Annotated in this window: 16 protein-coding genes; 5 read left to right on the top strand and 11 right to left on the bottom strand. The window is 50.7% G+C overall.

Going from position 1 to position 21,592, the window contains the following annotated elements; all coding sequences use genetic code 11:
* Positions 1–5: 5 nt before the first annotated feature.
* On the bottom strand, positions 6–1,682 hold the full coding sequence (gene hutU, locus CWI84_RS08190; protein ID WP_126842107.1) for a urocanate hydratase: 1,677 nt from the start codon (positions 1,680–1,682) through the stop codon (positions 6–8).
* Positions 1,683–1,686: 4 nt separating this feature from the next.
* Positions 1,687–2,409 (bottom strand): histidine utilization repressor, encoded by a 723-nt coding sequence (hutC, locus tag CWI84_RS08185; RefSeq protein WP_126842106.1) that lies wholly within the window; start codon positions 2,407–2,409, stop codon positions 1,687–1,689.
* A 124-nt stretch (positions 2,410–2,533) separates the two neighbouring features.
* Here hutC and hutI point away from each other — a divergent pair, with 124 nt between their 5' ends.
* Entirely contained in the window at positions 2,534–3,742 is a 1,209-nt protein-coding gene (hutI, locus tag CWI84_RS08180; RefSeq protein WP_126842105.1) for an imidazolonepropionase, read from the top strand.
* On the opposite strand, the gene CWI84_RS08175 is transcribed toward hutI, so the two are convergent.
* Entirely contained in the window at positions 3,739–4,779 is a 1,041-nt protein-coding gene (locus CWI84_RS08175; RefSeq protein WP_126842104.1) for a formimidoylglutamase, read from the bottom strand. The two genes, hutI and CWI84_RS08175, sit on opposite strands and share 4 nt — an antisense overlap.
* A 2-nt stretch (positions 4,780–4,781) precedes the next feature.
* The gene (gene rraA / locus CWI84_RS08170; RefSeq protein ID WP_126842103.1) at positions 4,782–5,267 is read right to left on the bottom strand and encodes a ribonuclease E activity regulator RraA; all 486 of its coding nucleotides are present in this window, start codon (positions 5,265–5,267) and stop codon (positions 4,782–4,784) included.
* Positions 5,268–5,455: 188 nt separating this feature from the next.
* Between rraA and CWI84_RS08165 the strand changes: the two genes are divergently transcribed.
* Positions 5,456–7,552 carry a putative bifunctional diguanylate cyclase/phosphodiesterase gene (locus tag CWI84_RS08165; RefSeq protein WP_126842102.1) on the top strand — a complete coding sequence of 699 codons (2,097 nt, stop codon included), beginning with the start codon at positions 5,456–5,458 and terminating at the stop codon, positions 7,550–7,552.
* On the opposite strand, the gene hslU is transcribed toward CWI84_RS08165, so the two are convergent.
* From hslU to priA, 5 genes are all read right to left on the bottom strand, one after another.
* Positions 7,542–8,879, bottom strand: coding sequence for an HslU--HslV peptidase ATPase subunit (gene hslU, locus CWI84_RS08160; protein WP_126842101.1), 1,338 nt, complete (start codon positions 8,877–8,879; stop codon positions 7,542–7,544). The two genes, CWI84_RS08165 and hslU, sit on opposite strands and share 11 nt — an antisense overlap.
* 13 nt (positions 8,880–8,892) lie before the next feature.
* On the bottom strand, positions 8,893–9,438 hold the full coding sequence (gene hslV, locus CWI84_RS08155) for an ATP-dependent protease subunit HslV (RefSeq protein ID WP_126842100.1): 546 nt from the start codon (positions 9,436–9,438) through the stop codon (positions 8,893–8,895).
* Between the two features lie 103 nt (positions 9,439–9,541).
* Complete coding sequence (locus CWI84_RS08150; RefSeq protein WP_126842099.1) at positions 9,542–10,105, bottom strand: SPOR domain-containing protein; 564 nt, start codon at positions 10,103–10,105, stop codon at positions 9,542–9,544.
* A 2-nt stretch (positions 10,106–10,107) separates the two neighbouring features.
* Positions 10,108–11,850 carry an arginine--tRNA ligase gene (gene argS / locus CWI84_RS08145; RefSeq protein WP_126842098.1) on the bottom strand — a complete coding sequence of 581 codons (1,743 nt, stop codon included), beginning with the start codon at positions 11,848–11,850 and terminating at the stop codon, positions 10,108–10,110.
* A 98-nt stretch (positions 11,851–11,948) separates the two neighbouring features.
* Complete coding sequence (priA, locus tag CWI84_RS08140) at positions 11,949–14,129, bottom strand: primosomal protein N' (RefSeq protein WP_126842097.1); 2,181 nt, start codon at positions 14,127–14,129, stop codon at positions 11,949–11,951.
* 194 nt (positions 14,130–14,323) lie between these two features.
* Between priA and rpmE the strand changes: the two genes are divergently transcribed.
* Both rpmE and CWI84_RS08130 read left to right on the top strand, forming a co-directional pair.
* Positions 14,324–14,536: a 50S ribosomal protein L31 gene (gene rpmE, locus CWI84_RS08135; RefSeq protein ID WP_126842096.1), complete on the top strand. Its 213-nt coding sequence runs from the start codon at positions 14,324–14,326 to the stop codon at positions 14,534–14,536.
* Between the two features lie 250 nt (positions 14,537–14,786).
* The gene (locus tag CWI84_RS08130) at positions 14,787–16,043 is read left to right on the top strand and encodes a malic enzyme-like NAD(P)-binding protein (protein WP_126842095.1); all 1,257 of its coding nucleotides are present in this window, start codon (positions 14,787–14,789) and stop codon (positions 16,041–16,043) included.
* On the opposite strand, the gene metJ is transcribed toward CWI84_RS08130, so the two are convergent.
* Positions 16,040–16,366 (bottom strand): met regulon transcriptional regulator MetJ, encoded by a 327-nt coding sequence (metJ, locus tag CWI84_RS08125; protein ID WP_126842094.1) that lies wholly within the window; start codon positions 16,364–16,366, stop codon positions 16,040–16,042. The genes CWI84_RS08130 and metJ overlap by 4 nt on opposite strands.
* A gap of 178 nt (positions 16,367–16,544) precedes the next feature.
* Here metJ and CWI84_RS08120 point away from each other — a divergent pair, with 178 nt between their 5' ends.
* On the top strand, positions 16,545–18,989 hold the full coding sequence (locus tag CWI84_RS08120) for a bifunctional aspartate kinase/homoserine dehydrogenase II (RefSeq protein ID WP_126842093.1): 2,445 nt from the start codon (positions 16,545–16,547) through the stop codon (positions 18,987–18,989).
* A 16-nt stretch (positions 18,990–19,005) separates the two neighbouring features.
* Here CWI84_RS08120 and CWI84_RS08115 read toward each other — a convergent pair whose 3' ends face one another.
* Positions 19,006–21,492 (bottom strand): penicillin-binding protein 1A, encoded by a 2,487-nt coding sequence (locus CWI84_RS08115; protein ID WP_126842092.1) that lies wholly within the window; start codon positions 21,490–21,492, stop codon positions 19,006–19,008.
* Positions 21,493–21,592 lie beyond the last annotated feature (100 nt).

Here is a 21,592-nt window from a genome sequence, read left to right as displayed (position 1 = left end):
TCTCCTTATTCGGCGTCTAACATGGGCAAATCCAAGCCCTGTTGTTTGGCACATTGTTTAGCAATATCGTAACCAGCGTCGGCATGGCGCATAACACCTGTACCGGGGTCATTCCACAACACCCGGCCTAACCGTTGTTCGGCGGCATCGCTACCATCCGCAACAATCACCACACCAGCGTGTTGCGAATAGCCCATACCCACGCCACCACCATGGTGCAAGCTAACCCACGTAGCGCCACCAGCGGTGTTCAATAGGGCATTCAATAACGGCCAATCCGATACCGCATCGGAACCATCCTGCATACTTTCCGTTTCCCGGTTCGGGCTGGCAACCGAGCCTGAATCTAAGTGGTCACGACCAATCACGATCGGCGCTTTCAATTCGCCGTTGCGCACCATTTGGTTAAACGCCTTGGCAATCCGCGCACGATCTTTTAACCCAATCCAGCAAATTCGCGCTGGTAGACCTTGGAAACTGATCCGCTCTCTCGCCATGTCCAACCAATTGTGCAGGTGCGGGTTATCCGGAATCAGTTCTTTCACTTTCTGGTCGGTTTTGTAGATATCTTCCGGATCACCTGACAACGCAACCCAACGGAACGGCCCGATACCTTCACAGAACAGTGGACGGATATAGGCTGGCACAAAGCCTGGAAAATCAAAGGCGTTGTCTACCCCAACATCTTTTGCCATCTGGCGGATGTTGTTGCCATAGTCCAAGGTGGCCGCGCCGCGCTGCTGTAGTGCTAACATCGCTTTTACTTGTACGGCCATTGACTGCTTCGCCAGTGCTACCGTCTTTTGTGGATTTTCTTGCTGCTGCTGTTGATACTGCTCCAGCGTCCAGCCTTGTGGCAGATAACCGTGCAATGGATCGTGCGCTGAGGTTTGGTCGGTCACAACGTCTGGGGTGATGTTGCGTTTCACCAACTCGTCGTAAACATCTGCTGCATTACCCAATAACGCCACTGAAATGGCTTTGCCTTTCTCTAACGCTTGGTTAATTTGCTCTAGCGCATCATCGAGTGAGGTCGATTTGCGGTCAACATAGCCCGTACGTAAGCGGAAATCGATGCGTGACTCATCACACTCTACCGCCAGCATACAGAAGCCTGCCATGGTCGCAGCCAATGGCTGCGCGCCACCCATGCCACCAAGACCACCGGTTAACACCCACCGGCCTTTCGCTTCGCCATCAAAGTGCTGGCGTGCAACCGCACCAAAGGTTTCGTAAGTGCCTTGCACAATGCCTTGCGAACCGATGTAAATCCACGAACCCGCGGTCATTTGTCCGTACATCATCAAGCCGGCTTTATCGAGCTCGTTAAAGTGTTCCCAATTCGCCCAGTTCGGTACCAAGTTTGAATTGGCAATCAGCACTCGTGGCGCATCTTCATGGGTTGGGAACACCCCGACCGGCTTACCGGATTGAATCAATAGCGACTCGTTCGGCTTTAACCGTTCAAGTGTCTCAATAATTTTGTCGTAGCATTCCCAACTGCGTGCAGCACGACCGATACCACCGTATACCACCAACGCTTGTGGATGCTCGGCGACCTCGTCATCAAGATTATTCATTAACATCCGCTTGGCGGCTTCGACTTGCCAGTTACAGGTGGTCAACTCGCTGCCACGAGGCGCGATAATTTTGCGACTCTTGTCTAAACGTGTGAATGCCATGTAGCTACTCCTTGGTGGTATTCGATAAACCGTTAAATGTCAGATGCCCGCCTAGTTGAAAGCGAGAACCTGGATGGGTGAGCGTAGCGAACGTTACTACGCCTTCAGAGCTCCAAGTGCGGCGGATAATCCGCAAGCACGGCTCTGGTTTGTCTAAAATCAGCCAGTGACACAGGGTCGGTGACGGTAGTACCGCTTCAATTTGGTGGCTCGCTTCAGTCAGCGGTGAGACCACACACAAATACTCATGCGGCGTTACCTTACTAAAATCTTGGCGCAAATAATCTGGCACCAATTGGGGATTCACGAAGCGCTCTTCTACCTGTACCGGAAGCTCATCTTCATAATGGCTAACCACCGAGTGGAACACTGCGGCACCGGTTTCAATATTCAATGCTGCCGCCACGTGCGCATTTGCCGTTTCTTCGCGCAAAGTATGAACTTTGGCGCGATAACGGTGGCCGCGAGAGCGTACCTCGTCGGCAATATTGCGAATCGCCATAAACGAGGTTTGCGACTTAATTGGCGCCACAAAGGTGCCTGATCCCTGGGTACGGATAACTAACCCTTCGTCAGCAAGTTCTTGCAACGCTCGGCGAGCGGTCATGCGACTGACTGCAAACTGGTTTGCCAAAGCATTTTCCGAACTCACTGGGTGGTTTTCTGGCCAATCGCCGGATTCAATTTTTTGATAAATAAACTGCTTAATCTGTGAAAATTTCGCCATTACCGGTTCCCTCTGCGAGGCGACAGGGTGATCTAGTGTAAGAAAACTAAATTGTCTATACAAGATGAAATCGGGTTTGTTATGCTAACGCACTGAATTGCTAGCAATCAAAGGGAGTACCACTATGTCGCTGCAAGTGACTACCGCAATCCATAATGTCCGTGTCGCCACCATGCAAGGCGACGGTTACGGACTCATTGACAATGCGTTGGTATTAATTGACGGCGAGCATATTCGTTGGGTCGGAGCAGCCGACGCCGCGCCTCAGTACCAAGCCGGACAGCGTATTGATGGTCAACGCGGTTGCTTAACCCCGGGTCTTATCGACTGTCACACCCATTTGGTTTGGGCCGGCTCGCGTGCCAATGAGTTTGCACAGCGCTTGCACGGCGTAAGCTACCAACAAATTGCCGAACAAGGTGGAGGGATTGCCGCCACCGTTCGTGCAACCCGCGAGGCTGATGCAGCAACATTACTGCAACTCGGTAAAACCCGCGCATCAGCGCTGATGGCGGAGGGCGTAACCACTGTCGAAATCAAGTCAGGCTATGGTTTAGATTTAGAAAATGAGCGCAAACAACTGCAAGTCGCCCGCCAAATTGGCGAACAACTGCCAATTAATGTGCAAACAACGTTGTTAGCTGCCCACGCCGTTCCCCCTGAGTTTAAAGGCAACGCTGACGGTTACATTGATGAAATCGTCAACACCATTTTGCCAACGCTGAGCGAGGAAGGGCTCGTCGATGCGGTCGATGCGTTTTGTGAATCCATCGGTTTCACACCGGCGCAAACCGAGCGCGTTTTCCAAGCGGCGCAGCAACGTCAATTACCAATAAAGTTGCATGCCGAGCAGCTCAGCAATCAAGGTGGCGCCGCACTGGCGGCAAAATATCAGGGGTTATCGGCTGACCATTTAGAACACTTGGATGAACAAGGCATTGCCGCGATGAAGCAAGCCGGCACGGTTGCGGTGCTGTTACCGGGGGCATTTTACTTCCTTCGCGATACGCAATATCCACCTATTCAAGCACTACTAGCCGCGGAAGTTCCTATTGCGTTAGCCACCGATGCCAACCCTGGTTCATCACCGCTTCATAGCTTGCTGTTGATGGTGCACATGGGCGCGACCATTTTCCGAATGACCCCGGAAGCCTGCTTACGAGGAGTCACAGTGAATGCCGCCAAGGCTCTGGGACTTAACGATAGAGGCGTGATTGCCGAAGGGATGCGAGCCGATTTGGCACTGTGGGACATTAGCGAACCTGCAGAGCTTGCTTACCAGTATGGTGTTAATCCACTGCAACAGGTTTGGTTGGCAGGGCGTCCCCGCTAACGCTGACGCCGCCCTTGAAAATAGGCTAATACCAGTTCGCTGAGCAATTGCCCACAAGCGCGCCGACCTTCCGCTTCACCAGCAGGATGTAATCCAGGTGCTGCTTCGGCAAGGTGTAAATAGCGTGCTTCAGCGACTTCAGCAAGGCGGCTAACGTAGCTAAATGCATCCGCGAACGTCACCCCGGTGTAGTTCATGGCGCTGGCAGGCGCTTGGCTAATCGCATCCACATCGACTTCAATAGCAAGCGGGCGTTGCCAAGAAACCGCGCGACTCATAGTGCTATCGAGTGCGTTGGCGAAACCCTCGGTCAATAACTGGTGGACGGCGTCGTAGCGCACGCCAGCATCGAACATTTGACGTAAGCTTTGGACCGAGTTTTTGGCTTCGTGTAGGCCTAAAACGTGATAGGCAGATAACGCACCTTCGGTATAGGCATAGCTGAACCCATTACCGCTGTGGCGCCCCTCTCGCGGGCGAAAGTCGGCATGGGGATCTAAGTTAACAGCGCCGCAAGATTGTCCGGTGGCTTGCGCTAACGCGGTTAGCAATGGGTAGGCGTTATTATGCCCACCGCCAATCGCAATAACTTCAAAGCCAGCCTCAAATAACGGCTCGACAACCGCCTTAACACGGCCATCGACAATCCCACATAATTCACGAATACGGTTTAGCTCGGTTTGTTCGTTGGGATCTAACGCCTCAGCTTGCTGCTGAATATCATCACAATCTACCGCGCCTACCAAGAGCAACTCATCGAGGGGAATAATGCCGGTTGCTTGCAGGTTCAAAAAACTTTGCAAAAATGCCTGCCAACCCAACTCCGCACCAGCGCGACCCAAATTGCCTTTCACGCCAATACTTTCTGGAATACCGAGTACAGCAATCCGCCGGCCTTGTTGCCAGGCATCGTTGATCTGCTGTTGGTAGTCACCCTCTACGGGTAACAGATGGATAGCTTGACCGACCTTGGTTTCGCCCTCACGAGCGCTTACCCAATGCGCTGGCGAGGGTAATTGCAAAGGTACTTGCTGCATAACTACTCTAAATCCAACGCTTCTGGTGACAGAATCACTCCGGTGGTATCCACGTATAAGTGGTCTTCAGGCAAAAAGGTTACGCCGCCAAAATTCACCGGCACATCAACTTCACCGATGCCTTCACTGATGGCACCGACCGGAATAGAACCGACCCCTAAAATACCAATATCAAGCTCTTCTAGGGCATCAACGTCGCGCACCGAGCCGAAGCATACGATGCCTTCCCAGTCGTTATCCATGGCTTGTTCAGCAATCGCGATATCGATAAGTGCGCGCCGCGTAGAACCGCCACCATCGATCAACAACACCTTACCGCCACCGTCCTGCTGGACAGTTTCCTCAATAATCCCTTTGTCTTCATAACATTTGATCGTCACTAATTGGCCACCAAACGAACTACGGCCGCCAAAGTGTTCAAATAACGGCTCCACGACATCGACCATGTCGGGGTATAAATCACAGAGTTCTGAAGTGTTGTATTCCATGTTTCGCCTTCCCATTGAAGCGGCTACGACATAGCAGAGTATAACGGCTAACCCGCAATCACAAAAGCAAGCGTTGGCAAATAACAATAATCGGCTGAAACATTTTGTTAATATCTCTTGATGTCGAGCAAGAAAACCCGTTTAATCATGGACATAATAATAATGATAAAAATAACTATTTAGCATTCATGGCAGATTTTGACGTTTTCACAGGCCTGACAGTTACGACCTTTAGTTACGCCATCCAAGCACTGTTACTTTTCGGTCTGAGTTTTCTTCTTCGCTACTACTTTCAGCTATACGGACATGTATACTTGCGTTTTTGGGCGATCGCCTCGGCCGTATTCGCGTTCAATCAACTGGCATTTGCTGGTTTTTCTAGCGATCTCATTAATGCTCACTGGCTCGGCAGCGAAGGCTTTTCGTTACTTAAGAGCCTGGCTCATACGTCGCTTTATTTAGCCATCACCTTACTGACCATCGGCGCCATCGACATTCTTTACCAACGGCAACTGGGCTTAAAGCTACGCTTATTGTGTTATGCCGTGGCGGTTGCCATTGCGGTGTTAACCTACACATTATCTAGCCATCACCTCAGGCCTGGGGTTCCATCCTTCGGCATGTTAGTCAGCAAGTTTCTTCCCATGGGCATTGCTTTAGTGGTGATTGGCTTTGCTTTGCTAAACCGGATTAAACAGGGACTTGGGCCACGATTGATCAGCGGCTCCTTTATTGCCGTCGGGATAAAAAATCTCGGCTTATTGATCATTATTGCAGTCACTCAAGATGAGCTGGCGAATTTATTATTGCTCAGTTTTCAGGGTTTACTGAATTGCTTATTTGTAGCCGCGGCTGCGCTTGGGGTAGTGATTTGGCTATTGGAATCCGAGCGTGATAGCGCCGTTGTCGCTATTCAACAAGCAGAATATTTGAATACCCACGATTCGCTCACAGGCGTGCCCAATCGCGAACAGCTGGTGTCAAAAATTCCCTTACTGATAGAATCCTGTCGCTCATCAGGCCGTCACTTAACGGTGATGCTGATTGGCTTGAACCGCTTTAAAGCCATCAATGAAACATTAGGTTTACGCGGTGGCGACCGGGTGTTGAAAGAAATTGCGCACCGCTTAATCCAAATTAAACCGCAACCCCTGGCGGTGGCGCGAATTGGCGGTGATGTCTATGCCGTGGTGTTTAATCATTTAAAACGCAAGTCGTTCATTATCGACCTGGCCGAACAACTGCGCGCCACCGTCAATGCGCCGCTTAACGTCGATGGCAAAAACATTTCTGTACATTGCGGTATTGGTATTTCGCGTTATCCTCAACATGGTCATCGCGCTGAATTACTGCTCAACAAAGCCACCGTAGCGTTGGCGCAAACCAAAGGGCAGAGCAATGAAGCGACGGTGATTTACCAGCGCGGCATGGACGATGAATACACCCGCTTGGTCGACTTGGAGCCCGTACTCAAACATGCCCTGCAGACCGACCAATTTGAGCTCTATTTACAACCGCAGTTCTCCACCCAGAGCCAATCGACGGTGAGCTTTGAAGCGCTCATTCGTTGGAATCATCCAGAACAAGGAGTCCTGGGGCCGGCGGAGTTTTTGCCTTACATCGAACAGTTAGGCTTATCTATTGAGCTGGATGACTGGGTTTTAGAGAATGCAGCCAAACTGCTGCAGCGTTGGCAACAACGATACCAACGCACCTGGCCCATTGCAGTAAACCTCTCAGCGCCCCATTTTCAGCATGCTGCACTGGTGGAAAAACTGCATAAATTGGCCCAGCAATACCACATACCGCACCATCAGTTGGAGCTAGAAATTACCGAAAGTGTGGCAATGTCGGATATCAACAACGGCATGAACGTGATCAGTCAATTACGCGATGCCGGCTTTAGCATTGCCATTGATGACTTCGGCACCGGCTATTCTTCACTCGCTTATCTGCGCAAATTGCCGATACAAAAAATCAAAATCGATCGCAGTTTTATTCATGAGCTGGATCAATCACGAGATGACACCACTATTGTACGAACCCTGATTCGGTTGGCCCACGGCTTGGGCAAAAGTGTTGTCGCGGAAGGCGTAGAAACGGAACAGCAGTTGCGCATTTTGCAGGCGCTGGATTGCGATTTAACGCAGGGCTATTTTCACTCTGCGCCTGTCTCACAAAAGCATTTGAGTCGATGGTTGGACGAGGCAGTTAAACCTCGCCCGACGCATCAGGCACAACCGAACAATCCGTTGTTCGGCGCACCCTACAGCGTTAAAGAATAAAGCGACTTAGATCTTCGTCTTGCGACAATTCACCAATATGCTGGTCAACGTAAGCCGCATCAATGGTCACCACATCACCATGGTAGTCGGTGGCATTAAAGGAGATTTCTTCCATTAACCGCTCCAATACCGTGTGTAACCGGCGCGCGCCGATGTTCTCAGTCGTCTCGTTCACATGGAACGCAATTTCCGCAATGCGCTGAATACCATCTTCAGCAAACGCCACATCCACGCCCTCGGTTTTCAGCAGCGCTTTGTATTGCGTCGTCAACGACGCATTTGGCTCGGTCAAAATACGCACGAAGTCGGCGCTGGTTAACGCGTCTAACTCTACGCGAATAGGCAAACGCCCCTGTAACTCAGGAATCAAATCTGACGGTTTGCTCATTTGGAATGCGCCGGAGGCGACAAACAAAATATGGTCGGTTTTGATCATGCCATGTTTGGTCGATACCGTCGTTCCTTCAACCAAAGGCAGTAGATCACGTTGCACACCCTCGCGAGAGACGTCAGGGCCACCGCCACTGTCGGCCCGTTTGCAAATTTTGTCGACCTCATCAATAAAGACAATGCCGTTTTGCTCAACCGACTCAATAGCCTTTTCTTTGACCTCTTCGTGGTTCAACATTTTCGCCGCTTCTTCTTCCACCAACTGCTTCATCGCGTCTTTGATTTTCATCTTCCGCGGTTTGGTTTTTTGGCTGCCCATGTTTTGGAACATGCTCTGCAACTGCGAGGTCATTTCTTCCATGCCCGGGGGCGCCATAATCTCCACGCCCATCTGCGGCATCGCTAAATCGATTTCAATTTCTTTGTCGTCTAGCTGATGCTCACGCAATTTCTTGCGGAATACCTGGCGGCTATGCTTTTGCTCGTCGGTGCTTTTATTGTCGCTATCCCAGCCACCTTTAGCCGGCGGTAATAGCACGTCTAAAATACGTTCTTCCGCCGCTTCTTCGGCACGAAAACGTACTTTCTGCATCATTTCTTCGCGCGTTTGTTTTACTGCGACATCGGTTAAGTCCTTAATAATCGACTCAACCTCTTTACCCACATAACCCACCTCAGTGAATTTGGTGGCTTCAACTTTAATGAAGGGCGCCCGCGCAAGCTTCGCCAAACGGCGTGCTATCTCGGTTTTACCAACACCGGTTGGACCAATCATTAGAATGTTTTTTGGCGTCACTTCGCCGCGCAATTCATCGTCCAGTTGCATCCGGCGCCAGCGATTACGTAACGCGATGGCAACGGCCTTCTTTGCGTTATCTTGGCCGATAATGTGGCGGTTCAGTTCGTCAACGATTTCCCGTGGGGTCATGTTCGACATCGTAATACTTCCCCTATGATTTTGATTTCGCGGCAATAGAATCCTGCTCTTCAATGGTCTGGAAACCATTGGTGTAGACGCAGATATCGCCGGCAATCGTTAAGGCTTTTTCGACAATTTCGCGCGCTGGCAGCTCGGTATTTTCAAGCAACGCTCGCGCCGCTGACTGTGCATACGGGCCGCCAGAGCCAATCGCGATAAGATCATTTTCTGGCTGCACCACATCACCGTTACCGGTAATGATCAGTGAGGTTTCTTTGTCGGCAACAGCCAATAACGCTTCCAAGCGTCGCAAAGCACGGTCGGTTCGCCAATCTTTGGCAAGCTCTACCGCTGCCCGCATCAAGTTACCCTGGTGTTGTTCAAGCTTTGCTTCAAAACGTTCAAAAAGGGTAAAGGCATCGGCGGTTCCGCCAGCAAACCCTGCTAATACTTGGTCGTGATACAGCCGCCGCACTTTGCGCGCATTGCCCTTCATCACGGTATTGCCCAGTGATACTTGGCCATCACCACCTATTGCCACTTTATCGCCGCGGCGTACTGATACTATCGTGGTCAAATCGATACCCTCTCGCTGTGTTAGCTTTTTACCGACCCTTTGGTCGGCGCGATAGGGACTATGTGAGGATGCAAAGCAGAGATTTCAAGAGAACCTCGACAGATTAGTCGAGGTTCCAATTCCAAATGGCACAGCCATAAATTTTATTGCGTTGCAGTTTGTGCCGTTCGCTCTCGGCAGCGCGTTTAGTTTTGTAGGGCCCCAAGACCACTCGGTACCAACGTCCTGAATCGCCGTCGGAGGGATAAATTTTCGCTTCCAAACCGACCATCGCAATTTGTGCTTTCAACTGCTCGGCATCTGTCTGCTGTCGGAATGAGCCACACTGCATGAGTTTTGGTGGGCCGAGTTCGCGCTCGGGAACATCAACCTCGACTTCTTTATTTTCCAACGCTTCAATGTACTGCCAGCGTTCTTTCGGCTTTTCCGGTAGCTGCTGTTGCGGCTTTGTCTGGGCTGCCGGTGGCGTCACAGTAGCTGGGTGCTTGTCGCCTTCGCCATTTATACTGATCAAGAAATAGCTAAATAACGCTATCAAGGCGATGGCTAATAACACGATCAACCAAGGCACTGGGCGCCGTGCCACCGAGGCTTTTTTGGCGTTCGACTTAGCGCCTTTTTTAGGTTTCTTCGGACGCTGCGGTCGGCCGCGATTAGCGTAATCCATGGTTACATCTTATCCAGTGTTGGAATACCTAACAGTTGTAAGCCCTGACGTAGCGTATTCGCTGTCAGTGCCGCGAGTTTCAAGCGGCTGTTACGAACCGCCAGATCGTCGTTATTCAAAATTGGGCAGGCCTCGTAGAAGCTCGAGAATTTGCCAGCCAACTCGAACAAATAGCCACATAAGAAGTGCGGCATCGCTTTTTGGTAAACGCTATGGAGCACTTCGTTAAAACGCACCAACTGGTTAGCAAGCGCTAACTCACGTTCATCAGCAAGCTGCCAATCAGCGTTTTGATAACGTTGGTCTGTGCCCAGTTTCTCGAAAATGCTGTTGACCCGAGTGTACGCGTACAGCAAATACGGTGCGGTATTACCCTCAAAGCTCAACATCAGGTCCCAGTCGAAGATGTAGTCACTGGTACGGTTTTTCGACAGGTCAGCGTATTTCACTGAACTGATACCGACCACCTTGGCAACCGCTTGTTGTTCTTCCTCGGTCAATGACGAACCTTTGCTCTGCATCAAATCCAATGCTCTGCGCTCGGCTTCATCTAATAAATCAGCAAGCTTGGTAACACCACCGTCGCGGCTTTTATAAGGGCGGCCATCTTTACCCATCACTGTGCCAAAACCAAAGTGTGCTAAATCGATATCACCTTCCACAAAGCCCGCTTTACGCGCCAAGGTAAAAATTTGTTCGAAGTGCAGCGATTGACGTGCATCAACAAAATACATTAGGTAATCACCACCCAGCGTCTTCTGACGATATTCAATTGCTGCTAAGTCGGTAGTCGCATACAAGTAGCCGCCGCCACGCTTTTGCACAATAATCGGTAGTGGGTCGCCTTCTTTGCCTTTAAATTCATCCAAGAAAACACACTGCGCACCTTGATCTTCCACTAACAGATCACGTGCTTTAAGGTGCTCAATAACACCGGGGAGTTTATCGTTATAGGCACTTTCAGCCATCACGTCAGCACGGGTTAACTTGACCCCTAAACGGTCATAAACCTCTTGGCAATGAGCCAGTGATACATCGATAAATTGGTGCCATAACTTCAAACAGTAGTCATCACCGGACTGTAACTTAACCACTAATTCACGCGCGCGGTCCGCGAACGCTTCGCTGTCGTCAAAGCGCTTTTTCGCGGCTTTATAAAACGTCTCTAAGTTACTCAGCTCGTAAGCTTGTTCACCGGCATCTAACTCTTCCATATGCGCCAGCAACATGCCGAACTGCGTACCCCAATCGCCCACATGGTTTTGGCGAATGACTTTGTGGCCCAAGAACTCTGCCACGCGTGATACGGCGTCACCAATAATGGCGGAGCGCAAGTGACCCACATGCATTTCTTTGGCAAGGTTGGGCGAGGAATAGTCAATGACGATGGTTTTGCTATCGGCATCAGGCTGCACATTTAACCGCCCACTGCTATACATCGCTTGTAGTTGGTCTAACAATTGCTGTTGGCTGAGGGTAAAGTTAATAAAGCCTGGGCCTGCAATGTCGGTTTTTTCCAGCAGCTCATTCGCTGGAATCGCGGCAATGAGTTTCTGCGCGAGATCCCGTGGCGGCATTGCCGCTGGCTTTGCCATCATTAACGCGAGGTTGGTCGCAAAATCACCGTGTGATTTGTCACGAGGTCGATCGAGCTGAATTCGGGGTTGCACCGACTGCGGAAGAATGCCATCGGATTGCAATTGCGCGACAGCGCTGGCGAGTAACTGCTCAATCTGGTCTTTCATGCGTGCGACTACCTACTTAAAACGCGTTTATGGGTATAAAAATCTGGAGAAAGGGTAGTTTAATCGCTTCCTGCGCTAAAAAAAACCGTTTCCCGCCGCTAACTGAAGTCTTGCGGGTCAATATCGAGGTTCCAACGGACCTGTTTCAAGCTGGATATCGCCGCTAATCGCGCTAAAACGTGATTCAATACTTGATAACGTAGCGCCCGAGAAGTGCAATGAATCAGTAATTGCATGCGGTACTTTCCGGCACGGCGCTCCATGAGTGCCGGCATCGGCCCTAACACATTCACGCCGTCTACCGCGGGAAACTGGTTAGCAATATCCTGCAATGCCTGATGCACCGCGTCTAATTGCAGTGCTTCAGCGCGAAACAGGGCGAGGTGCGCAAAGGGTGGCAACTGTGCTTGTTGGCGTTCCGTCATTGCCGACAAGGCAAAGTGACTGTAGCCGTTATTGAGCAGATCTTGTAACAGCTCATGCTCAGGGTGGTGGGTTTGCAGCACCACGTAGCCCTGATGCTGTGCGCGTCCTGCACGCCCAGCGACCTGCGTGTATAACTGCCCCAGTCGCTCTGCAGCCCGAAAATCGCCACTATAGAGTGCGCCGTCAACGTCCAATAAAGCAACCAGCGACACCTGCGGAAAATGGTGGCCTTTGGCGAGCATTTGCGTCCCTACCAGAATGCCATGCTTATTGTCCGTCGCTTCCTTTAAGTAGGTGTCCAAACTGCCTTTACGCCGCGTACTGTCACGATCAATACGCAATACTGAGGTTTCTGGAAATAGCTGGCTAAGGGTCTGCTCAACCTGTTCGGTGCCTATCCCTTGGGTCATCAATTCTAAGCTACTGCATTGTGGGCATTGCTTGGGTATGGGCCGATGGGCACCGCAATGGTGGCAATGTAACTGGCGAATGCCATGGTGCACGGTGTAATAGGCATCACAACGCTGGCAACTCGCTAGCCAGCCGCATTCATGGCACATCAGGGCTGGCGCAAAACCGCGGCGGTTGAGGAATAACAACACTTGCTGATGCTTGGCCAGGGTATTTTTGATCATCTCCAACAGGGGTTCTGATAATCCGGCATTCATACGCTGCTGCTTTAAATCGATCAGCTGTTGCTTAACCGGTTGCGCACCGCCTGCTCGACTGTTCAGCGGTAGCCAGCGGAAACGCTGTTGGATAGCGTTGTTCAACGTTTCAAACGAGGGCGTAGCACTACCCAATACCAACGGCACTTGCTCCAGTTGGCCGCGTTTACTCGCAAGATCACGCGCACTGTAACGGAAGCCTTCTTGTTGTTTAAACGACAAGTCATGCTCTTCGTCCACAACGATCAATCCCAATGATTTAAACGGTGTGAAAATCGCCGAACGCGTGCCAATCACTAACGCCGCGCTGCCATTGCTCGCATCTAGCCAAGCATCCAGCCGTTCCCGGTCAGTCAATGCAGAATGCAGCATCACAATTGGCACCGCGAAGCGGTTACGGAAACGCGCTAGGGTTTGTGGTGTGAGACCGATTTCTGGCACCAGTACCAGCACCTGCTGTTGGCGTTCAAGCACTTGCTCAATCGCTTGCAGGTAAACTTCGGTTTTACCGCTGCCAGTTACACCATCGAGCAAAAACGTTTCTGCACCCTTTGCTTGGTTAATGGCACTGACCGCTAACGCTTGTTGTTGGTTCAACGTTAACGGTTGTTCGGCGCGTTGGTACCGCCAGCGACTCGCGGCTTTTACCTGCTCTATCTGTTCAGCCCAACCAGCATCAATTAACGGTTGCCGTTGCTGTTTCGGAGCATCCGCTATGGCCAACTGTTGTTGCTGTTGTAGTTGCTGCAATAACTGTTGGCGTTTTGGCGCGCGTGCAATTTCGCTACTATCAACCTTAGTCCCCGCTGCGGTTATTGCTAGCACGCGCTGGCTGGCATATTGTGCCGCCTCACCCTTGCGTAAAAGGGCAGGAATAGCTTGTTGCAACACATCACCCAGCGGATGGTGATAATAATCTGCCGCCCACTCACACAGTTGCCACATCATTGCAGGCAATAATGGTTCGCTATCAATAATTTCGCTGATCGCTTTGCACGACATATCCGCTGGACTGTCTTGGGGTTGTTGTGCCACACAAAAGCCAATCACGTTACGGCGCCCAAACGGAACCCGTAGCCGAGCCCCCACTGCGGGTAGCGGGAACTTTTCGGGGATTTCGTAATCAAAATATTGGCGTAGTGGTACCGGCAATGCTAGCCGCACACGCCGCAGACTAGCCTGCATATAACAGTGTACCTAGTGGCTGGCGATCATAGCGTTATTGTGCGGAGCGCTTAGGCAGAATACAAGCATCGTTTGTGCTTGATCCTTGCTGCAAGATCCACTAGAATGCGCCGCTCTTAAACCATTGATGTTTTTTTGCGCATGGTGTCCGGCTTTGGATCGGATAGCGATGCGGCCCAACTTGAGGTAACCCCATGAAACAAGGTATTCATCCTAAGTATGAAGCGATCAAAGTGACCTGTTCTTGCGGTCATAGCTTCGAAACGCGCTCAACTCGCGTTGAAGACTTGCACATCGACGTATGTTCAGAGTGCCACCCTTTCTACACTGGTAAACAGCGTGTAATGGACACTGGTGGTCGCGTTGACAAATTCAAAAAACGTTTTGGCGTTTTGGGCAAGAAATAACAGCCTAAACACTGTAAAACGTCGAATTAATCGAACGAATACTAAGAAGGCGCCAAAAAGCGCCTTTTTTTATGCCTGCCTTGCGCCAAAGTTATGCTGTTTAAGGAATTCAGCATGGTGTTATTTTCAGCAACCTTGCAATTTGACGATTACCGCCTAGCCTATCAGGTACGATCTGTTATTTACCTGAAAGGTTTTACACTAAAGCATTATTGACATTTTCTACTAAGCGTCAGGACACCGATCACTTATGAGCAACGATTTTCGCCAACAAGCGCTCGACTATCACGCCCAACCTAAACCTGGAAAGATCTCGGTTACCATCACTAAATCTGCGGAAACCAGTAAAGATTTAGCACTCGCCTATAGTCCCGGGGTGGCTGAGCCTGTTCGTGAAATTGCCGCTGATCCAGAAACAGCGTACCGTTATACCGCTAAAGGTAATATGGTTGCGGTGATCACCAACGGAACCGCAATCCTCGGCTTAGGCAATTTGGGACCCCTAGCATCGAAGCCAGTAATGGAGGGCAAGGCATTACTGTTTAAGCGGTTTGCCGGATTGGACGCCATTGATATCGAGGTGAATCATCGCACCACGCAAGATTTTATCAATACAGTGGCGAATATTGCCGATACCTTTGGCGGCATCAACCTGGAAGACATCAAAGCCCCAGAATGCTTTGAGATTGAACAGGCGTTGATCGAACGCTGCAACATTCCTGTCTTTCACGATGACCAGCATGGCACTGCAATAGTGACCGCCGCAGGGATGTTGAACGCCTTGGAGATTCAAGGTAAATCACTTGAGCAAGCCCGTATCGTTTGCATGGGCGCCGGTGCCGCAGCGATTGCCTGCATGGAATTATTAATAAAATGCGGTGCCCAGCGCGAGCACATTTATATGTTGGATTCCAAAGGGGTTATTCATACTCGGCGGGAAGACTTGAACGAATATAAATCGCTGTTCGCCAATAATACCGATAAGCGAACACTCGATGATGTAATTGAAGGCGCAGATATTTTTGTTGGCGTGTCAGGCCCAGACCTACTGCCGCCAGAGTCACTAAAGTTGATGGCGGACAACCCAATTATCTTCGCTTGCTCCAATCCTGATCCAGAAATCAAACCAGAGCTGGCACTGCAAGCGCGTGATGACGTGATTATGGCAACGGGTCGCTCAGACTATCCGAACCAAGTGAATAATGTGCTGTGCTTCCCGTTTATTTTCCGCGGGGCGCTTGATGTTCGGGCAAATGCCATCAACGATGAAATGAAAATTGCCGCGGTTGAGGCGATTCGTGAGCTTGCGAAAGAACCCGTTCCAGAATCGGTATTGAAAGCGGCGGGCGTGGAGGCATTAAGCTTTGGCCGCGACTATATTATTCCTAAGCCATTAGACCCGAGGTTATGCGAACGGGTGGCAACGGCAGTGGCTAAAGCCGCGGTGGAATCGGGCGCTGCGCGGATTGAAATGCCAGAAAATTACGCGCCGTCCAGTGGTGACTAATCGTCGTTAATAATGTCGTCTTCGGGAATGGGCAAGCCACGCGCTTCGAGCTCTTCCCGAACGGCTAGCGGAATGCGGTGAGGGTTCGCTTTTTGTAAATCGTCATCGGTGGGTAAAGGTTGCCCAGTGAACGCATGCAAAAAAGCTTCGCAGAGTAACTCACTATTGGTGGCGTGGCGCAAGTTTTTCACCTGCCGACGGGTGCGTTCGTCGGTGAGCACTTTTAACACACGCGTTGGAATTGACACTGTGACCTTTTTTACCTGCTCGCTCTTTTTGCCGTGCTCGGCATAAGGATAAATATACTCGCCATTCCACTTCATATTGCTCGCCTCGACGCTAAAACCCTGTAAACTGTAGTGGATTTTACCTGATTGCAGAATTTGGTCAAATATATACGGCTAGATGGCTAAAAATGGGTAAATCCTTTTGACGCCGCGACACCCCTACGTATAATCAAAGTTTTGGCCCGTTTGACCCGATAAGGAGTCGCGTCGACTCATGACTGCAATGAATGCTGTTTCTCCTGCCCAAGCAGAAGCTGTCGCCAATAACGTGCAAGTGCACAAGTTTGGTGGTAGTAGTTTAGCTGACGCCTTTTGTTACCGCCGCGTGGCGCGCATTCTAACCGAATTTTCCGGGGCCAGCGATATCGCTGTGGTCTCTGCTGCTGGCGACACCACCAACCGCATTCTTGCTATCATCGACGCGAAGCAACAACAGGGCGATGCGGCCACTATTCTGCTCGACCAATTAGAACGCTACCAGCAAGGCTTGATCACTGATTTGCTCAGTGGCGATTTGGCACAGCAGCTAATGCAATGGTCACAGCAGGATTTCGCTCGTTGGCGCCGCTGGTTAGCCGGCGAAGAGACGATTGAACGTAAACCTGAACTGCTGGCTTATGGCGAGCTGTGGTCCGCACGCTTATTAGCCGCACTGCTGCGCAAACAGGGTATGCGCGCTGACCATATTGATGCGCGCGATTTTCTGTTAGCAGACGACGCCCCGGAGCCGCTTATTCGTGTTCAACCGTCACGCCAAGCGCTGTTAGAACGGGTTGCTCCACATCCAGGAACACGCTTTATTATCACTGGCTTTATTGCCCGCGATCCAGAAGGCCACTCGCTGATTTTAGGCCGCAACGGTAGTGATTATTCAGCGACACTTGTCGGTAGCTTGCTGGATGTTAAACAAGTCACCATTTGGAAAGATGTTGCGGGCGTATACTCAGCCGACCCACGCAAAGTGGAACGGGTCGTCAGTCTACCGTCATTGGACTGGCACGAAGCCGAAGAGTTAGCTCGCTTGGGTAGCCCAGTATTGCACCCACGCACGTTCCAACCAGTCGACCGCGAACGCATGATCATCTCCGTGCGCTCCAGCTTAAAGGTCGAAAACCAACAGACACGGATAGGCCAATACGAGAATACCGAACCGCGCGGCAAGGTATTGACCTCACTGGCTGATGTTGCCTTGTTCCGCGTTGAACTCGCGGATAAGGCGTTAATCGATGCCATTAACGAGCTCGAACTCACTCCACTTGTGCGCTGGACCGAGCCAGAAAATCAACACGAATATTTAGCCTTTCACCAAAACCATGTGGAATTTCTTAATCGTTGGTTTGCCGCTGCACCGGGTTCTGAGCATGTTCAACAAATTCACGGCTACAGCCTTGTTGCGCTAGTGGGTAATCGGATTCAAGAGACCGATGAATTTGCCACCTTTAAACGCCAATTGGGTGAGCAGCGAGTTAAACGTTTCGGTTTCAGCCCCGACGGTAACTCGGCGATAGCCATCTTGGAGCAAACCTTGGATAACCGTTTGCTCAACCGCCTTCATAGTCAATTATTTACCTATCGCCGTAGCCTTGGGGTACTGGTTGTTGGGCGCGGTAATATTGGAAGTGAATGGTTGAAGTTGTTTAACCAACAACGCGACCGCATTAACCAAATGATGGACGTGCGGGTCATAGGTATCTGTAACTCTACGCGTTTGTGGCTGGATTATAGCGGTGTTGAGTTAAATGGCTGGCAAGACAGTTTCGAGCGTTTAGCCCGTCCCTACGTGATGAGTGAACTCATCCGCGAACTGCCAAACGCACCCTATGATGAATTAGTGATGATGGATTTAACCGATGCTATAGCAGTGGCCCAGCAATACCCCAGCTTCTTTGCCAACGGCATGCACATTATTGCGGCGAATAAGCGCGCTGGTAGTGCCGACGAGCCATTGTACCGCGAAATCCGCACCATTCAACGCGAGTACAAACGTGAATGGCTTTACAACACCACCGTTGGCGCGGGGCTACCATTAAACTACGCGATTAACGATTTGCGTAATTCCGGCGACGAAATTCGCAGTATCTCGGGGATTTTTTCGGGCACCCTATCTTGGTTATTTGAAAACTTTAACGAAACCACAAAGTTCAGTGATCTTGTGCTGGAAGCCAAAAAGCGCGGATATTCTGAACCTGACCCGCGCGAAGACTTATCCTGCCGAGATCTCATTCGCAAACTTTTAATTTTGGCACGCGAAATAGGGCTGTCACTGGACTGGAAAGATGTAGAAGTCACGTCTTTAGTGCCAGAACACCTGCAGCAAATTCCGTTGGCAGAATTCTTACAACGCGTCGATGAACTGGATGAACCGATCCAGCAGCGTTACGCCAAAGCAAAAGCCGCTGAAAATGTCCCACGGCTATTGGCAAGTTTTTCGGTCGACGAAAACAACCGCGTGCGAGCCAAAGTAGGTGTCGAAGATATCCCTGAAGGAGATATGCTCGCCAACTTAATTCCAGGCGAAAATATCTTTGTCATTTATACCGATTGGTACTCAGAAATGCCACTTGTTATCAGCGGTCCTGGGGCAGGAAAACAGGTCACCGCGGGCGGCGTTCAGTCCGACCTCAACCAATTATTGAGCAAATTGGCCGCACAACAGTAACACCAGCAAGGCGCGCTTAGAACAGCGAGCCTTGCTCGTCGTATATCACCGTATCCTCGCCACTGTCAGCATATTCCGTGGGTTGCGTTCCGGCTTTAAAAAACTCAAAGCGGCTGGTGTAATCATTACGGCGTGACAGCTTTCCGGAGGTTAAATCAATGCGAACAGAGACCACTCCAGGTGGTACTGGAATCGCATTTGTTTCAACGTGTTGAACGGCTTCTTCCATATACAAAATCCACCCCGGCAACGCCGTTTTTGCGCCAGCTTCGCTGCCGGTGATAGCTTGTTCACTACGGTCTAAATTGCTGTTCATCGTAGTCCGCCCAAGTTGCCGACTGACATCATCAAAGCCAACCCAAGTGGTAGTCACTAGGCCGCTAACGAAACCTGAAAACCACGTGTCTTTAACGTCGTTGGTGGTACCGGTTTTGCCCATAATCTCGCGTCCAGCCTTATCGGTGATCGGATCAGAGCGTTGAATCCGCCACGCGGTGCCATTCCAGCCAGTCTTATGTGCCCAACTGCCGCCGCCCCAAACGGTAGATTTCATTGCTTGCGCAACCAAAAATGCCGTTTGTTCACTGATGACCTGCGGTGCCTGCTTCAATGGTCGCTCATAGGGTGCGTCGTCTGCCACACATGCAGTGCAGGCGAAACTCGGTTGAGTTTGCACCACGATATTGCCCTCAGCATCTTCTACACGATCAATAAAGTAAGGATCGATTAGGTGTCCACCGTTAGCAATAGCAGTATACGCTCTAGCTACCTCCATTGGCGTCATCGAGATTGAACCCAACGACAGTGATTCATTTTCTGGTACCCGCTCACGCGGGATGCCAAAGTCGGCAATTCGGTCAGCCACAACGTCCACGCCAATCGCCCTAATTAGCCGCACTGATACCACGTTTTTTGACTTCGCCAATGCTTTACGAAGGCGAATGGGTCCTTCGTACACATCGGGAGAGTTCTTCGGCCGCCAAGCGATACCGGAACCCGGATTCCATTGGTTAATCGGTGCATCGTTGACCAGCGTTGCCAAAGTAAAGCCATTATCAAAGGCTGCCGAATAGAGCAACGGCTTGATATTTGAACCGACTTGTCGCTCCGCTTGAATAGCGCGGTTATATTGGCTGAGAGAGAAGCTGTAGCCGCCGACTACCGCCGCTACAGCACCATCGTTTGGGTGCAGCGACACTAATGCTGAACTCGGTTCTGGGATCTGCGCTAACCGCCATTGAGCCGTACCATCTGCGCCAGCAACTTGGCGTAAATAGATTTGCTCGCCCGGATGCAAAATGTCGCTTGCAGTTTCAGGCGCCGGCCCTTGGCGATCTTCGTTAATGTATGGGCGAGCCCAGCGCATTCCTCGCCAGTTTAACGTAATCTCTTGATTTTGCGGTAATTGTACGGTGGCCGTTTGCTGAGCAACGGCCACAACCACGGCTGGCATCACGGCGCCATAGGCTTTTTGCTTAGCGAGGTACTGGTTAATAGCTTGTTGCGACCAAGGTTGCTCTTCAGGCCCCCAGAGGGTCGCCACAGGCCCTCGATAGCCATGACGCTCGTCATAATCGTGTAAATTTGTCCAGACTGCTTGCTGCGCGGCAGCTTGGTCGTGCGAGTCTACGGTGGTATAGACTTTGTAACCGCCACTATAGGCCTCATCTTCGCCAAATTTATCTACCATCGCCTGCCGCACCATTTCCGCTAGGTAAGGTGCACTCATAGTGACTTCTGCACCATGGTAGCGAGCCGTTACGGGCGCCGCGGCCGCTTCATCAAACTCTGCACGAGTGATTTTCTTTTCGTCCAGCATACGCAGCAGCACCACTCGCCGACGTGCTTTTGATGCTGCGGGGTCGGCAATTGGATTCAACGTCGATGGTGCCTTCGGTAGCCCGGCAATGGTTGCTAACTGCGCCAGCGTAAGATCTTTTAACGGCTTACCATAATAAACCTGTGCAGCTGCGCCGACTCCATACGCACGGTTACCAAAGGCAATTTTATTCAAATAAAGTGTTAAAATTTCGTCTTTGGTCAGCAATTGTTCTATGTGCACGGCAATGAATGCTTCTTTAATTTTACGCATCCATACTTGATCGAAGCTTAAGAAAAAGTTTCTTGCTAGCTGCATGGTAATGGTGCTGGCTCCTTGGCTGATGTGACCCGTCACTAGCAAGTTACCAAAAGCGCGGGCAACACCAATCGGATCCACACCAAAATGCTCATAAAAGCGGCTATCTTCAGTGGCAATAATCGCATCGCGCAGATTTTGTGGAATATCTTCCAATTTAACGGGGATACGGCGCTTTTCACCGAACTGGGAGATCAGTTGACCATCTTTTGAATACACTTGCATGGGGGTTTGCAAGTGCACATCTCGCAGCGTTTCCACACTCGGTAAATCGGGTTTTACGTAGAAATATAAACCTACGACGGTTGTTAACCCAAGCACCAGCATAACCACGCCGGCAATTACCATTCCTTTGAGAAACTTCAACCTATCACTCCGCTGCTTCACCGTTAAATGCTTGCCATTGTCTTACAAGACAATCTATCCCGCTTAAGGTTGCCTATTATGGCTGATTTTTACGCAATAA

The sequence above is a fragment of the Idiomarina tyrosinivorans genome, from assembly GCF_003987475.1.
GTDB lineage: Bacteria > Pseudomonadota > Gammaproteobacteria > Enterobacterales > Alteromonadaceae > Idiomarina > Idiomarina tyrosinivorans.
The sequence above is the reverse complement of the archived record's forward strand: the minus strand, read 5'-3'. Positions and strand labels throughout refer to the sequence as shown.